Genomic DNA, 15,447 nt, shown 5'->3' on the forward strand with positions numbered 1-15,447 from the left:
CAGACGACTCGGTCGGCAGCACGGTAAGGGTCTGAGTCAGCGCCCTTCCACTCGTTTTCCTCGCCGCCGCCAACTCGCCGATGCGCACAACCCCAGCCGACCAGGTCCGCCGGCCCTCGGCACCCCCAAGATCATCAACTCCCCCTCCTCCCCGTAGCCTTTGCGGTGACCATCGCAAGTAACGGGAGGAAACAACCTTGAAGTTGAAGTCTCTGGGCACCGCGCTCGCCGCCGCCGCCCTCATCGGTACGGCCCTCACCGGCACCGTCGCCATCGCCGGGACCGCCGCCGCGGCGACCCTGCCGACGGACTGCAGCAAGGCGCTCGTCAACGTCAAGCCCAAGGAGACCGTCAACGTCCGCACCTCGCCGAAGACCAGTGCCACGGCCGTCGGCATCTGGGCCAAGGGCGCGAAGGGCGCCGTCTGCAACGACGGGAAGTCCTACAAGGGCGGCTCGTACACGGCCTGCGGCAAGACGAGCAACCAGTGGCTCTACGGCGGCGACACCAAGAACGGCTGGGTGCCGAAGACCTGCTTCGCCATCTGACCGGGCCGGGGCCTGACCGGGGTCTGATCGGGCCCGGATGACAGAGGGGCGTACGGCATGCCTTGCGGCCGTACGCCCCTTTCCGCGCCCGGAAGTTCTACCGCCGCCCGCTCACTCCACCGTCACCGACTTCGCCAGGTTCCGCGGCTGGTCCACCTCGTTGCCGCGGGCCGTCGCCAGTTCGCAGGCGAACACCTGCAACGGGACCGTGGCGACCAGCGGCTGGAGGAGGGTCGGGGTCGCCGGGATGCGGATCAGGTGGTCGGCGTACGGCACCACCGCCTCGTCCCCCTCCTCCGCGATCACGATGGTCCGCGCACCCCGCGCCCTGATCTCCTGGATATTGGACACGATCTTGTCGTGGAGGACGGACCGGCCCCTGGGCGAGGGGACCACGACCACGACCGGCAGATCCTCCTCGATCAGCGCGATCGGCCCGTGCTTGAGCTCGCCCGCCGCGAAGCCCTCGGCGTGCATGTAGGCGAGTTCCTTCAGCTTCAGCGCGCCTTCCAGGGCCACGGGGTAGCCGACGTGCCGCCCGAGGAAGAGCACCGTGTTCTTCTCGGCGAGGGATCGCGCCAGCGCCCGTACCGGCTCCATCGTCTCCAGGACGCGGTCGACCTCGACCGAGATCCGTGCGAGGTCGCGGATCACGGCGCCGATCTCGTCGCCCCACTTGGTGCCGCGCACCTGGCCCAGGTAGAGGGCGACCAGGTAGCAGGCGACCAGCTGCGTCAGGAACGCCTTCGTCGACGCGACCGCCACTTCCGGACCGGCGTGCGTGTAGAGCACCGCGTCCGACTCGCGGGGGATCGTCGAGCCGTTGGTGTTGCAGATGGCCAGCACCTTTGAGCCCTGTTCGCGGGCGTGCCGCAGGGCCATCAGCGTGTCCATCGTCTCGCCGGACTGCGAGATGGCGATCACGAGCGACCGCGCGCCCAGGATCGGGTCCCGGTAGCGGAACTCGCTCGCCAGCTCCACCTCGCACGGGATGCGCGTCCAGTGCTCGATGGCGTACTTGGCGATCAGCCCGGCGTGGAAGGCCGTACCGCAGGCGACGATGACGACTTTGTCGACCTCACGCAGCTCCGAGGCGCTGATCCGCACCTCGTCCAGGGTCAGCGAACCGCCGGCGTCGATGCGGCCGAGCAGCGTGTCGGCGACCGCCTTGGGCTGCTCGGCGATCTCCTTGAGCATGAAGTAGTCATAGCCCCCCTTTTCCGCGGCGGAGGCGTCCCAGTCCACGTGATAGGAGCGGACCTCCGCGGGCGCGCCGTCGAAGCCCGTCACCGTCACGCCGTCGCGGCGCAGCTCGACGACCTGGTCCTGGCCCAGCTCGATCGCCGACCGCGTGTGGGCGATGAACGCGGCGACGTCGGAGGCCAGGAACGCCTCACCCTCACCGACGCCCACCACCAGCGGGGAGTTGCGCCGCGCGCCCACGACCACCTCGGGTTCGTCCGCGTGCACCGCCACGAGGGTGAACGCGCCCTCCAGCCGCCGGCACACCAGCCGCATGGCCTCGCCGAGATCCGCGCAGGACGAGAACTCCTCGGCGAGCAGGTGCGCGACGACCTCGGTGTCGGTCTCGGAGGCGAGTTCGTGCCCCCGCTCCGCCAACTCCGCCCGCAGCACGGCGAAGTTCTCGATGATCCCGTTGTGGACGACCGCGACCCGCCCCGCGTTGTCGAGATGCGGATGCGCGTTCGCGTCGGTCGGTCCGCCGTGCGTGGCCCACCGTGTATGCCCGATGCCGGTCGAACCCGTCGGCAACGGCCGGTCGACCAGCTCCTTCTCCAGGTTCACCAGCTTCCCGGCCTTCTTCGCCGCCGCCAGCCCTCCGTCCGCCAGCACGGCGACACCCGCCGAGTCGTACCCCCGGTACTCCAGCCGCTTCAGCCCGGCCATCACGACATCAAGCGCCGACTGCGCCCCCACGTATCCCACGATTCCGCACATGGCCCGCAGCCTATGGCCGATTCACCGTCGAAAAGACAGCGATCGTGCCCGAAATCGGAAATTCCCACGGCATACGAACCCGCGCGGACGAGCGTGACGCACCCCACCCCCCACCCCGTTCAAACTCCGTTAACAATGGACTGTGATCTCTCCGGTCTCCTCGATGCCCCGGAGCGCCCACCGGCAGAGGCCGGAGGCGACTCCCTACGTCGACCTCACCCGAACCGAGTGGAGCGCGCTGCGGGACAAGACGCCGTTGCCGCTGACCGCCGAGGAGGTCGAGAAGCTGCGCGGTCTCGGTGACGTCATCGACCTCGACGAGGTGCGGGACATCTACCTCCCGCTCTCCCGGCTCCTCAACCTCTACGTCGGCGCCACGGACGGGCTGAGAGGGGCCCTGAACACGTTCCTGGGCGAACAGGGCTCGCAGTCGGGCACCCCGTTCGTCATCGGCGTCGCCGGATCGGTGGCCGTCGGGAAGTCGACCGTCGCCCGTCTTCTCCAGGCGCTCCTGTCCCGCTGGCCCGAGCACCCCCGCGTCGAGCTCGTGACCACCGACGGCTTCCTGCTGCCCACCCGGGAGCTCCAGGCCCGCGGCCTGATGTCGCGCAAGGGCTTCCCGGAGTCGTACGACCGCCGTGCCCTCACCCGTTTCGTCGCCGACATCAAGGCCGGCAAGGACGAGGTCACCGCCCCCGTCTACTCCCACCTGATCTACGACATCGTGCCGGACCAGCGGCTCACGGTCCGCCGCCCGGACATCCTCATCGTCGAGGGCCTCAACGTCCTGCAGCCCGCCCTTCCCGGCAAGGACGGCCGCACCCGCGTCGGTCTCGCCGACTACTTCGACTTCAGTGTGTACGTCGACGCCAGCGGCGAGGACATCGAGCGCTGGTACCTCAGCAGGTTCAAGAAGCTGCGCCAGACCGCCTTCCAGAACCCGGACTCGTACTTCAGGAAGTACACCCAGGTCTCCGAGGAGGAGGCCCTCGACTACGCCCGCACCCTGTGGCGCACGATCAACAAGCCCAACCTGGTCGAGAACATCGCGCCCACCCGCGGCCGCGCCACCCTCATCGTCCGCAAGGGCCCCGACCACAAGGTCCAGCGCCTGAGCCTGCGCAAGTTGTGACCGTTAGTCTGCGCCCATGCTGCACCTGCGCCTGATCACCCCGGCCGACAGGACCGACGACGTGGTCCGCCTGATCGAGAAGACGGTCGGGACGGCTCATCTCGTCGTCCTGCCCGGCGCCGCCCGCAACCCCGCCGGGGACGTGGTGATGTGCGATGTCGCCCGTGAGGCCGGCGACGAACTGATCGGCGCGCTGAGGGAATGGGGACTGGACCGGACCGGTTCCATCGCCGTCGAGAACATCGACCTGTCGCTGTCCGAGCGGGCCGACAAGGCGGCGGAGGAGGCCCCGGGCGAGGGCGCGGACGCGGTGCTCTGGGAGCAGCTGACCGACGCGACCCACGAGGAGTCGACGCTCTCCGTCACCTACGTCGCCTTCATCACCCTCGCCACCATGATCGCGGCCTGCGGTGTCGTCCTCGACAACGCCATTTTGATCGTGGGCGCGATGGCGGTGGGCCCGGAGTTCGGTCCGCTCGCCGGCATCTGCACCTCGGTGGTCCAACGCCATCCGCGTCTGGCCCTGCGCTCGCTGATCGCGCTGCTCGTCGGCTTCGCGGCGGCCATGCTGATCACCGTCGGCTTCACCTACGTCATGGACGGCATCAACCTGTTCACCAAGGTGCGGCTGGAGGCCGAGCGCCCCAACACCAACTTCATCTACCGCCCCGACGCCTTCTCCTTCGTCGTGGCGGTCCTGGCAGGCATCGCCGGCACCCTCTCGCTGACCTCGGCGAAGTCGGGCCTCCTGGTGGGTGTGGCCATCTCGGTCACCACGGTCCCGGCCGCCGCCAACGCGGCGGTGGCCTTCGCCTACACCGAGTACCGACAGGCCTGGGGATCGACGGAACAGCTGCTCCTGAACCTCATGGGCATCGTCCTGGCCGGCACCGTGACCCTCTTGATCCAGAAGTGGTTGTGGGCCTCTCAACGCCGGAACATCAGCGCCCCATAGGGACAGCCCGCCACCAAGAGTTCCCGCCGGCCCGAACCCGGCCCGGCCCCGCCCGCCCTTACCCCAACGCCGACTTCACCGCGTCGGCCAGCCGCCCCGCCACCGACCGAGCCTGATCGATGTCGGCCGCCTCGACCATGACCCGAACCAACGGCTCCGTCCCGGAAGACCTCAGCAACACCCGCCCGGTGGACCCGAGTTCCCGCTCGGCCTCGGAAACGGCCGCCGCCAGCTCCGCGGACGTCCTCACCCGGGACTTGTCCACGTCCGGCACGTTGATCAACACCTGCGGCAGCCGCTCCATCACACCCGCGAGGTCCCGCAGCGACCGCCCCGTCTCCGCGACCCGCGCCGCCAGCATGAGCCCCGTCAGCGTGCCGTCCCCGGTCGTCGCGTGGTCCAGGATGATCACGTGCCCGGACTGCTCGCCGCCGAGCGCGTAGCCGTGCTGCTTCATCTCCTCCAGCACATACCGGTCCCCGACCGCGGTCTGGACGAGCGTCAGCCCCTCCCGCTCCAGCGCCAGCTTGAACCCGAGGTTGGACATCACGGTCGCCACCACGGTGTCGGCCCGCAGCACGGACCGCTCCCGCATGGCCAGCGCGAGTACGGCGAGGATCTGGTCGCCGTCGACCTCCGCGCCGGTGTGATCCACGGCCAGGCACCGGTCCGCGTCACCGTCGTGCGCGATACCGAGCGCCGCCCCGTGCTCGACGACCGCGGCCTTCAGCTTGTCGAGGTGGGTCGAGCCGCAGCCGTCGTTGATGTTGAGCCCGTCCGGGGAGGCGCCGATCGTGACGACCTCGGCCCCGGCCCGGGAGAACGCCTCCGGCGACACCCACGCCGCCGCGCCGTGCGCCTCGTCGAGGACGATCTTCAGCCCGTCCAGCCGGTTCGGGAGTACGGCGATCAGATGGGCGACGTACTTGTCGAAGCCCTCCTCGTAGTCCCGCACCCGTCCGACGCCCGCCCCGGTGGGCCGCTCCCAGGGCTCACCGTGCCGATGGGAGTCGTACACCGCCTCGATCCGGTCCTCCAGCTCGTCGGCCAGCTTGTGGCCGCCGCGGGCGAAGAACTTGACGCCGTTGTCGGGCATGGCGTTGTGGCTGGCGGAGAGCATGACGCCCAGGTCGGCGCCGAGCGCGCCGGTGAGGTACGCCACCGCGGGCGTCGGCAGCACACCGACGCGCAGCACGTCCACGCCGGCGCTCGCGAGGCCCGCGACGACCGCGGCCTCCAGGAACTCCCCTGACGCACGGGGGTCCCGTCCGACGACCGCCGTTGGCCGGTGGCCCTCGAACGTTCCCGCCTCGGCCAGCACGTGCGCCGCCGCGACCGACAGACCGAGCGCCATCTCGGCCGTCAGGTCCGCGTTGGCGACGCCCCGTACGCCGTCCGTGCCGAAGAGTCGTCCCACTTGTCCTCCTGAGGAAACGTCAGTTACGGGCGGCGTACACCCATCGGATAGCGGCATCCGATCACACAAGCCGTTGAGCGTCTTGTGCCGTTATACGCCCCCGACGGTGATAAACGAACGCCCCGACAGCACTGTGGCGTGCCGCCGGGGCGTTCGCGGAAGAGCAGGCAGCGAAGCTTAGCGCTTGCTGTACTGCGGGGCCTTGCGGGCCTTCTTCAGACCGGCCTTCTTGCGCTCGACCGCACGGTCGTCGCGACGGAGGAAGCCGGCCTTCTTGAGCGGGCCGCGGTTGTTGTCGACGTCGGCCTCGTTCAGCGCGCGGGCGACACCGAGACGGAGCGCACCGGCCTGACCGGAGACACCGCCACCGGCGATGCGGGCGATGACGTCGTAGCGGCCCTCGAGCTCGAGCACCTTGAACGGCTCGTTGACTTCCTGCTGGTGCACCTTGTTCGGGAAGTAGTCCTCGAGGGTGCGACCGTTGATCTTCCACTTGCCGGTGCCCGGGACGATCCGGACGCGGGCGATGGCGTTCTTGCGGCGGCCCAGGCCGGCGGCCGGCTGGGGGTCGCCGAAGCGGGACGCGAGGGACTCGGAGGTGTACTCGCCCTCGACGGGGACGTCCGACTCCGTGGTGTAGCTGTCGATGTCAAGCTCTTCGAGCGGCTGCTCGGCAGTGGTCTCGGCCACGATTCTCCTCAGATTCTCTTCAGTCTTAGGGGTGGCCGGACTTACTGCGCGACCTGGGTGATCTCGAACGGCTGCGGCTGCTGCGCGCCGTGCGGGTGCTGGTCACCCTTGTAGACCTTCAGCTTCGAGAGCATCTGACGGCCCAGGGAGTTCTTGGGGAGCATGCCCTTGACGGCCTTCTCGATGGCCTTCTCGGGGTTCTTGTCCAGCAGCTCGTCGTAACGGACGGAGCGCAGACCACCCGGGTAGCCGGAGTGGCGGTACGCCATCTTCTGGGTCCGCTTGTTGCCGGACAGGTGCACCTTGTCGGCGTTGATGATGATGACGAAGTCACCGGTGTCGACGTGAGGGGCGTAGATCGGCTTGTGCTTGCCCCGGAGGAGGGACGCGGCGGTCGTGGCGAGACGGCCCAGGACAACGTCCTGAGCGTCGATGACGTGCCACTGGCGAGTCACATCGCCGGGCTTGGGGCTGTACGTACGCACTTCGCAGCCTTCTTCTTCAGTGGATGGGTGCTGTAAATGGCATCACTGAAGCGATCGTGCAGCTGGGGACGACAAATATGCCGGGCCACTGCCCGTATGCCGCCCACTGGTAACTGCTCCAGGGAACCTGTGTGAAGGGCCTCTCGTGAGTACGAGCGAGCCAATACACAACGAAGAAGCAGAATACCGGGGTCATCCGGGCGGGTCAAAACGAGCCCGTTGTCCACAGGCCCACCGGCACCACGCGCACCCCCACTAAGATGCGCCCCATGAGCTTTGGGCAGCAGGGGGGACCTCAGTCCCAGTGGGATCCCTGGAAACCGCAATCCCAGCAGCCGTGGAACAGCGGCGGCGACAGCCGGACGCCGGACTGGGCGGCGCTCGCCGAGGCGTCCGAGACCCGCAACAGAAGGCGCCGGCTGCTGTTCATAGGCGGCGCCGCGGTGGCCACCATCGCGATAGGCACCGCCGTCGCCATGGCCGTCGTGTCGGCCAACGGCGACAACAAGGCCTCCGGGAGCCCGTCCAACCTGCCCGCGAGCGCCTCGATCCCCAGCAGCAGCGCCTCGGCCCCGTCCTTCGCGCCGACCAGCGCGCCGCCCCCGCTGGACCCGAAGGAGTTCATCTCCAGCAAGGCCAAGGACACGGCCCCGCTCAGCGTGGAGACCCTCTTCCCGGGCTCACAGCTGACCATGGGCTCGGCGGTCTACAAGAAGGGCGCCACAGCCGACACCAAGAACTGCGCGTCGGCCGCCAAGGGCACCCTCCCGGCCATCCTCACCGGCAACGACTGCACCCGTCTGCTGCGCGTCACCTACAGCAAGGACGGCGTCGCGGTGACGGTCGGCGTGGCCGTCTTCGACACCCAGGCCCAGGCGGCCAAGGCCAGGACCCAGTCGGACAAGAAGGGCTTCGTCACGTCCCTTCCCGGCAAGGGCGTGAAGGACTTCTGCAACGCCGCCACCTGCCTGACCACGGCCAACTCCTACGGCCGCTACGCCTACTTCACGACCGTCGGCTTCACCAACGGCAAGGACGTGACGAAGAACTCCACCAACGTCTTCGCCGCCGGCAACGACCTGCAGCTGTTCACGTTCCGCCAGATCAACCGCCGGGGCGAGGCACAGGCCTCGGCCGCCGCGAACGGCTGACCGGCCCGCCGTCGAGGCGCGCCGGTCCGGTCAGCTCCGCTCCCAGGCCCCGCTCAGCACCGGCTCCGGGTAGGACGGCACCGGGTCGTCGGCCGGCGGGGCGGCCGTCCGGAAGACCCACGTCCGGTAGGACCAGAAGCGGAACAGGGTCGCGATGCCGATGCCGACGAACTTGCTGACGTTGTTGGCGATCGTGCCGTCGAAGCCCAGCCCGTAGGTGGCCGCGTAGAGGACCCCGTTCTCGATGACCAGGCCGACCGCGCTGAAGAAGAGGAAGAGAGACATCTCCCTCCGCTTGCTGCCGCGGTCCTCCTGGGTCCGCTCGCGGTACGTGAAGTACCGCAGGCCGAGATAGTTGGTGAGGATCGCGACGGCGGTCGCCACGACGCTCGCCCGGACCGTCTGCCACTGCGTGAAGGTCCTGATGGCGTTGAAGACCGCGAGGTTCACCACGAACCCCGAGGCTCCCACCAGGCCGAACTTCGCGATCTCGCCGTACAGCTTCCCCGTCCGCGACGGAAGCGCATGCCGTCCGCTCACGGTGGCACTCAGCCCCGCCGGTTGCGCAGCCGCAGCCGCACCGGCATCACGGCCGACTCGATCTGCGTCGACAGGTTCATCTTGGACACGCCCTCGGTGCGCTCCTCGAAGCGGATCGGGATCTCCACGGCGCTGTGCCCGGCCCGGACGGCCTTGAACTTCAGCTCGACCTGGAAGCTGTATCCGGCGCTGTCCAGGGTCGCGAGGTCGATGTCGCGCAGCGTCGCGGCCGACCAGAGGTTGAAGCCGGCGGTGATGTCCCGGATCTTGGTGCCGAGCACGGTCCGGGCGTAGCGGTTGGCGAACCGGGACAGCAGGACGCGGTGCTTGCCCCACTCCTCGTCCAGCGAGCCGCCCTCGACGTACCGGCTGCCGACGACCAGGCCCACGCCGGACGCGATGGCCGTACCGAGCATCCGTGGGACCGCTTCCACGGGGTGGCTGCCGTCGGCGTCCATCTGCACGACGTACTCGGCGCCCTCGTCGAGCGCGGCGCTCATGCCCGCCACGTAGGCCCGCCCGAGCCCGTCCTTCTCGGTCCGGTGCAGCACGCTCATGCGGTAGCCGTCCCAGTTGTACTTCTCCGCAAGCTCCTCGGCGATCCGGCCGGTGCCGTCGGGGCTGTTGTCGTCGACGATCTTCAGATGCAGCCCGTCGATCCCCAGACCGAGCACCAGCTCGGCCATCCGCGGCAGGTTCGCGGCCTCGTTGTAGGTGGGCATCACGACGGTGACCCGGGCGCCCGGGTGTCTGTCGAGGCTCGTCATGTCCGTTCTCTTCCCTCCCTAGAAGCCCCGAAGGGACCTCTCCCCAGCGGGCGCGGGTCTGCCCAGCGCCCGGAAGTACCAGCCCGCCGCGGTCCAGCGGTCCGCGTCGAGCACCCCCCGGCCGTCCACGATCAGCGGACGGGACACGAGCCCGGCGGCATGCTCCGGGTCGATCTCCCGGAACTGCGGCCACTCGGTCAGATGCAGCACGAGGTCGGCTCCCCGCAGGGCCTCTTCGGCCGAGACCGCGTAACCGAGGAGCGGGAACGCCTTGCGGGCGTTGTCCAGCGCCTCGGGGTCGTAGACCGTGACGTCGCCGCCGTCGAGACGCAGCCGGGCGGCCACATTCAGCGCGGGCGAGTCGCGGATGTCGTCGGAGTCGGGCTTGAAGGCCGCTCCGAGCACGGCGATCCGGGCCCCCAGGACCGAACCCCCGCACAGCTCGCGCGCCACGTCGACAACCTTGTCGCGGCGGCGCATGTTGATCGCGTCGACCTCCCGCAGGAAGGCCAGCGAGACCCCCAGTTCCCCTGCGCGGTGCGCGAAGGCCCGGATGTCCTTGGGCAGACAGCCGCCGCCGAAGCCGATGCCGGCGCGCAGGAACTTCAGGCCGATCCGGTCGTCGTGGCCGATCGCCTCGGCCAGGACGCCGACGTCGCCGCCCGCGGCCTCGCAGACCTCGGCCATCGCGTTGATGAAGGAGATCTTGGTGGCGAGGAACGCATTGGCGGCCGTCTTGACCAGCTCAGCGGTCGGGAAGTCGGCCGTGACCAGTGGTGTGCCCGCCGCGAGGACGGGGGCGTACACCGCACGGAGGATCGCTTCCGCGCGCGAAGACCGTACCCCGAACACCAGCCGGTCCGGCCGCAACGTGTCCTCGACGGCGAAGCCCTCGCGCAGGAACTCCGGGTTCCACGCGATCTCGGCACCCTCGTGCAGCGCCGCCAGCCGCTCCGCCGTCCCCACCGGCACGGTCGACTTTCCGACCAGCAGGGCCCCCTCGGCCGCGTGCTGGGCGATGGCCGCGAAGGCCGCGTCGACGTAGGTCAGGTCGGCGCCCTGGGAACCCGAGCGCTGGGGAGTGCCGACGCACACGAAGTGCACCTCGCCGAAGGCCCCGGCCGCCGCGTAGTCGGTGGTGAACCGCAGCCGTCCGCTCGCGGTGTGCTTCGCGATCAGCTCCGGCAGCCCGGGCTCGTGGAACGGCACCCGCCCCGCCTGCAGCGCGGCGACCTTGTCGGGGTCCACGTCGACCCCGAGCACCTCGTGTCCCAGCTCCGCCATGCAGGCGGCGTGGGTGGCACCGAGATAGCCGGTGCCGATGACTGTGAGGCGCATGGGCACGGTGTTTCCTGCGATGGAGAGGGTGTTCATGAGGTCTTGAGCCAGATGCGGTATTCGCTGGTCCCGTTCGCGTTGCGGAACGGGATCTCGGCCAGCAGGCGGTAGTGCGCGTTGCCCTTCACGGCGGCGGCGACGATGTGGTCCACCCTCGGGTTGGTGAGCCCGTCGAGCACGATCAGGTCGAAGTCGCCGTCCTTGACGGCCTCCTTGTAGGCCTGGTCGCCGCTGTAGTACTTGCCCTTCTTGTCCTTGTACTCCATGCCGAAGAGGCTGTTCCACTGCCGATGCGTGGACTTCTCGCGCAGGTAGTAGACGGGTACCTCCGGCGTCGAGGCCAGGTAGGTGCCCTTGGAGTTCACATGGGACTGGATGGCGCTGATCATCTTGCTGGAATTCGGCCAGATGTCGAAGCGCCAGTCCGCCTGCTGGATGCCCAGGCACAGCATCGCGGTCCAGAGCATGATGCCGAGCTGCGGGTAGCGGAAGTGCGCCCCCACCAGGCGGGTCACGCCCACACCGGCCATCGGCGCGGCGAACAGAAGGCCGAAGCCGACGTGCTTGAACAGCGACACCACGGTCCCGAGGTGGACCTGGTACGCCGGTGCCAGCAGCGCCGTTCCGCACAGCACGATGCCGAGCAGGGCCCGCCACCGCCAGCCGGGGGCGCCGAGCCTGAGCGCCTGCGGAGACTCGTTCATGCGGCTGCGCCGGACATAGGAGACGGCGCCGCCGACGGCCGCGAGGAACATCAGCCCGCCCCACTTGGCGGATTGTGTCAGCAGGAACTCGGTGGTGTCGGTGCCGTGCACACGGTTGGTCGTGGTCTGCCGCACACCGTCCATCAGGTTGGTGGTGTACATGCCCGCCACCAGCAGACCGCCGATACCGGCGGCGAGCAGGACCATCCGCAGGAATGCCTTACGGCCCTTGTAGGGCCACCCGGTGAGCAGCGCCAGCACGACGATGGTCGGCAGGTACAGCGCGGACGCATACTTCACGCCGACCGCCAGGACGGCGACGGGTGCGGCCAGCAGCACCGTGATCACCGGGGCACGGGCCGTGCGCACGACGATCCAGGTGGTCAGGGCCAGCAGGAACACCGCGCACGCGTCGTAGGTGGCGAAGTAGCCCATCACCACGGTCGACTGGATCACCGCGAAGAGCGCCGCGCCCGCCAGCGCGGCCCGTTCGTTGAACAGCCGCCGTGAGAAGGAGTACAGCAGTCCGGTGGTGCAGAGCATGAAGAACAGGCTCAGCGTCCGCGCCCCCGCGAGCCCGAACTTCGAGTCCACGATCGCGGCGAGCACCGGGTAGAGCTGCGGCGAGCCGGAGAAGTACGCCGCGTAGTCGCGGGGCAGCGGGGTGCCGTGGAGCAGGTTGGCAAGCTCGGAGTGACCGGCCGCCAGATACAGCGCCTCGTCCTGGAACGCGGTGTTGGAAAGCCGCAGCGACAGCGCCGCCTGGACGACCAGGATGCACAGCAGCACCGCCCGGCTGACCCAGGACCGTCGCCGACTCGCCTCCATCTCCCAGCCGGCCTCCGGCGTCTCGGGGATGTGGTACGCGGGCTCGTCGTCCGGGACCTGCTGGTACTGGACCGTGCGCAGGGCGTACGTCGGCTGGTCGTCATAACCGGCCTGCGGCTGCTCCGGGATGCCGACGGCGTAGGGCTGGTACGGCTGGTACGTCTGCTGGTCCACGGACTGCCGGGTTTCGTACTCCTGCTGCTGGTACTGCCTCGGGGGCACACCGTTGGAGTTGAACCAGCCGCCGGCGTCGTCCTCGGCGTACGGATCGTAGGGCGGCTGGGGCGAGTAGTGATCGTTTTTGGAGGTCATCACGGCTTCCGTACGTCGAAGCCGAAACGGTCGTCAGCGGCGAGGCGCTTGAACTCCTTGAGTGCCAGCGGGCTCGCCTCCAACCGCCAGTCGGCACGCTTCTTTTGGTTGAACCAGATGAAGCCGAGCATGTTGTCGTCGGCCTCCACACCCGCGAACAGGTTGCGGATGTCGGCCCGTCGCCGCTCCCCCGCCATCGCCGCGGTCTCCAGGAGGAGCATCGGCTTCTTGGTGAAGGTACGGACCTCGTCGATGGTCGGTCCGAAGACACTGCTGAAGGCGTTGTCCTGGTCGATCGTCCAGTAGCCGACGAAGCCGACCCAGTCCACATAGGCGTCGCCCGGGTAGTACGGCTTGAGCTTCACGTTCTTGACCGGGTTGATGATGTTGGGCGCCCAGGCCCAGATCACGTTCGAGGCTCCGACGTCGGCGAAGGTGTCGTGGATGTGCCGCCAGGCCGCCACGAACTGCTGAGGGGTGACGTACTTCGTACCCCACTTCTCCCAGTGCCCGTTGAACTCGTCGGCGAAGTCGATCACCACGGGCAGGTTCAGCTTGCGGACCGCGGTCGCGTACTTCTTGAGGTACGCGTCCGACTTGCCGGCCGCGATGTCGGCGAGGGTGGTGTCGAAGGGCTCCCAGGACATCAGCGTCAGGGCGCCTTCCTTCCAGGCCGCGCGCACTCCACTGGCATCGAAGCCGTCACCCCAGGCCGCGTAGTACTCGAGGAGGTTCGGCTGCTTGCCGGTCATCCCGGTGTACGCCTCGACGGGCTTGAGGGAGTTCGGCGCTCCCGGGAGAGCCGCACCGTAGTACTTCTTCGCCGGCTTCAGCAGCGGTGTGACGTCATAGGGGATGTCGTTGTTCCCGCTCCCCGACGGATCGGCTTCGGTCTTGGCGTGCCCGGCCGACGACGGCTTGCCCCCGTCGTCCCCTAGCAGCGAGCATCCGCTGAGGGTCAGTGCGGCCAGCACGACGGCCGTCAGGGCGGTACGGGTACGAGTGAGGAGGCGCATCAAGCTGCCGCCCTTTCCCGCGGCTGGACCAGCACGCGGCCCACGACGAGGGCGTAGAAGACTCCGGAGGACAGAACCAGGGCAAAGTTCGGGGCGTCCATCGTGAACGTCCGGTAGACCGCCGCCACGACCCAGATCAGCGCGGTGCCACCGCTCCAGACCCACATGCCGATCCAGAAACGGCGGGTCTTGTTCTTCTTGGCGCCGGAGGAGCGGGTGGGCTGCCAGCCCATGCGGTTCTTGCGCAGGATGTCCCAGATGGCGAAGACGTGCGCCCAGCCGTACATCATGCGGGCGGCCCATGCCTCCAGGCGGTAGGGCGCCTTGTGCCACATGGGGAAGACGATCGTGGTGTAGACGATGCTGGGCACCACCAGGAGCAGATGCTCCACCTTCAGCTTGTCCGGCATCATCACCAGCAGCACGATCGGGATGACCGGTGCGGCGAAGGTGAACAGGGCCGTGTGGATGTAGTAGAAGAACCCCGACATGTAGCACAGGCGGCTGGAGAGCTTGATCTTGCGCTCCCAGAACTTCCTGCTGCCGAGCAGACTCATCGAGCCGGAGCACCAGCGGTACTGCTGGTTGAAGAAGGCGCCGGCGGTGTCCGGGCACACTCCCGTGGAGACGGCGACGGGCACATAGCGCAGGTCCCACCCGAGGCCGCGCAGGTCGAACCCGGTGTGCACGTCCTCGGAGTGCTCGATCAGGGTGGTGCCGCCGTTGGTCTCCAGCGCGGCCCGCCGGTACACGGCACAGGAGCCGACGCAGATCGCTCCGTCGCTGCCCTGCCGGGAGACCTGCACCGACCGGTAGAACAGCTCCTGCACGGCGCCCGCGCCGCGCTCGATCCAGTTCTGCGAGTCAAGCACGCGGAAGTACTGCGGGGACTGGACGATGCCGATGGACGGGTCGGACTCCATGTACGGCAGCAGCTCTTCGAGCAGGTCGGCGCGTGGGGTGAAGTCGGCGTCCAGGATCAGGATGTACTGACCGTCGGACTGCCCGAACCCGAAGTGCAGGTTGCCGGCCTTCTTGAACCAGCCGCGGTTCTCCCGAGTGCCGTACCGGAACCCGAAGTCGCGGGCCATCGCCTTCAGTTGCGGGTCAGCGCCGTCGTCCAGGACGAACGGGACGCAGACACCGGGATAGTGGTCGGCCATCTGCCGGACGTGCCGCCAGGTGTTGTGCAGGACCTCGATGGGCTCTCCGCACACCGGCAGGAACACGTCCACCGTGGGGTAGACCTCGGGTCGCCAGTTGTGCACGAGCTGCTTGTGGTGGGCGATGTCGAAGTCTCTGGTGAAACCGTTCACCCGCAGGGACACCAGGTAGTAGACCACCGTGAAGACCAGCAGCGGCGTGTAGATCCACAGGACCGGCGTGGACTGGGCCAGCTTGAACTGGCTCACCACCAGGCAACAGAAGCTGATCAACGAGCAGATCGTCAGGATCCACAGGTTCCTTCGGGCGTAGGAGTACTTCTCCTTGTCCGTGGGCGGCAACGGCAGCAGCCCCAACGGAGCTTCGACTGCTCGCCCGGCTTTCCTTCGCCCACTGCTCTGACGCGCGGCACGACGCCCCCCGGCCCGTACCGGGCCAACT

At 68.6% G+C, this 15,447-nt stretch carries 14 protein-coding genes; 4 read left to right on the forward strand and 10 right to left on the reverse strand.

Translation table 11 applies throughout. The features are described 5' to 3' along the window. The first annotated feature begins 197 nt into the window (after window positions 1–197). On the forward strand, window positions 198–548 hold the full coding sequence (locus ABZ453_RS22215; RefSeq protein ID WP_359016873.1) for a hypothetical protein: 351 nt from the start codon (window positions 198–200) through the stop codon (window positions 546–548). A gap of 111 nt (window positions 549–659) precedes the next feature. Here ABZ453_RS22215 and glmS read toward each other — a convergent pair whose 3' ends face one another. Next, window positions 660–2,507 carry a glutamine--fructose-6-phosphate transaminase (isomerizing) gene (gene glmS / locus ABZ453_RS22220; RefSeq protein WP_359016875.1) on the reverse strand — a complete coding sequence of 616 codons (1,848 nt, stop codon included), beginning with the start codon at window positions 2,505–2,507 and terminating at the stop codon, window positions 660–662. A 142-nt stretch (window positions 2,508–2,649) separates the two neighbouring features. On the opposite strand from glmS, the gene coaA reads away from it, so the two are divergent. After that, window positions 2,650–3,639 (forward strand): type I pantothenate kinase, encoded by a 990-nt coding sequence (gene coaA / locus ABZ453_RS22225; protein ID WP_133043269.1) that lies wholly within the window; start codon window positions 2,650–2,652, stop codon window positions 3,637–3,639. Window positions 3,640–3,655: 16 nt separating this feature from the next. Next, window positions 3,656–4,594, forward strand: a complete 939-nt coding sequence (locus tag ABZ453_RS22230; protein WP_359016878.1) for a DUF389 domain-containing protein — start codon at window positions 3,656–3,658, stop codon at window positions 4,592–4,594. Window positions 4,595–4,652: 58 nt separating this feature from the next. Here the strand turns inward: ABZ453_RS22230 and glmM are convergent, their stop codons facing one another. The 3 genes from glmM to rplM all read right to left on the reverse strand — a co-directional run bounded on the left by glmM (window position 4,653) and on the right by rplM (window position 7,186). Then, entirely contained in the window at window positions 4,653–6,011 is a 1,359-nt protein-coding gene (glmM, locus tag ABZ453_RS22235) for a phosphoglucosamine mutase (RefSeq protein ID WP_359016880.1), read from the reverse strand. A gap of 177 nt (window positions 6,012–6,188) precedes the next feature. Beyond that, window positions 6,189–6,701, reverse strand: coding sequence for a 30S ribosomal protein S9 (gene rpsI / locus ABZ453_RS22240; protein WP_123974782.1), 513 nt, complete (start codon window positions 6,699–6,701; stop codon window positions 6,189–6,191). Between the two features lie 41 nt (window positions 6,702–6,742). Continuing rightward, window positions 6,743–7,186, reverse strand: coding sequence for a 50S ribosomal protein L13 (gene rplM, locus ABZ453_RS22245; protein ID WP_133043272.1), 444 nt, complete (start codon window positions 7,184–7,186; stop codon window positions 6,743–6,745). Window positions 7,187–7,455: 269 nt separating this feature from the next. Here rplM and ABZ453_RS22250 point away from each other — a divergent pair, with 269 nt between their 5' ends. Beyond that, complete coding sequence (locus ABZ453_RS22250) at window positions 7,456–8,337, forward strand: hypothetical protein (RefSeq protein WP_359016883.1); 882 nt, start codon at window positions 7,456–7,458, stop codon at window positions 8,335–8,337. A gap of 30 nt (window positions 8,338–8,367) precedes the next feature. Here the strand turns inward: ABZ453_RS22250 and ABZ453_RS22255 are convergent, their stop codons facing one another. Genes ABZ453_RS22255 through ABZ453_RS22280 form a run of 6 tightly spaced genes read right to left on the reverse strand, consistent with a single transcriptional unit; the run spans window position 8,368 to window position 15,257 of the window. Beyond that, entirely contained in the window at window positions 8,368–8,877 is a 510-nt protein-coding gene (locus ABZ453_RS22255) for a GtrA family protein (protein ID WP_359016885.1), read from the reverse strand. Window positions 8,878–8,885: 8 nt separating this feature from the next. Beyond that, the gene (locus tag ABZ453_RS22260) at window positions 8,886–9,644 is read right to left on the reverse strand and encodes a polyprenol monophosphomannose synthase (protein ID WP_359016887.1); all 759 of its coding nucleotides are present in this window, start codon (window positions 9,642–9,644) and stop codon (window positions 8,886–8,888) included. A gap of 18 nt (window positions 9,645–9,662) precedes the next feature. Further along, window positions 9,663–10,982 carry a UDP-glucose/GDP-mannose dehydrogenase family protein gene (locus ABZ453_RS22265; protein ID WP_359016889.1) on the reverse strand — a complete coding sequence of 440 codons (1,320 nt, stop codon included), beginning with the start codon at window positions 10,980–10,982 and terminating at the stop codon, window positions 9,663–9,665. Between the two features lie 32 nt (window positions 10,983–11,014). Further along, window positions 11,015–12,826 (reverse strand): glycosyltransferase family 39 protein, encoded by a 1,812-nt coding sequence (locus ABZ453_RS22270; RefSeq protein WP_359016891.1) that lies wholly within the window; start codon window positions 12,824–12,826, stop codon window positions 11,015–11,017. Continuing rightward, complete coding sequence (locus ABZ453_RS22275) at window positions 12,826–13,842, reverse strand: glycosyl hydrolase (protein WP_359016893.1); 1,017 nt, start codon at window positions 13,840–13,842, stop codon at window positions 12,826–12,828. Before ABZ453_RS22275 ends, ABZ453_RS22270 begins: the two co-directional genes overlap by 1 nt. After that, a complete protein-coding gene (locus tag ABZ453_RS22280; RefSeq protein ID WP_359017057.1) occupies window positions 13,842–15,257 on the reverse strand; it encodes a glycosyltransferase family 2 protein in 1,416 nt (471 codons plus the stop codon). Before ABZ453_RS22280 ends, ABZ453_RS22275 begins: the two co-directional genes overlap by 1 nt. Window positions 15,258–15,447: the final 190 nt, after the last annotated feature.

Source organism: Streptomyces sp. NPDC005799, from assembly GCF_040630525.1.
Taxonomy (GTDB): domain Bacteria; phylum Actinomycetota; class Actinomycetes; order Streptomycetales; family Streptomycetaceae; genus Streptomyces; species Streptomyces griseorubiginosus_B.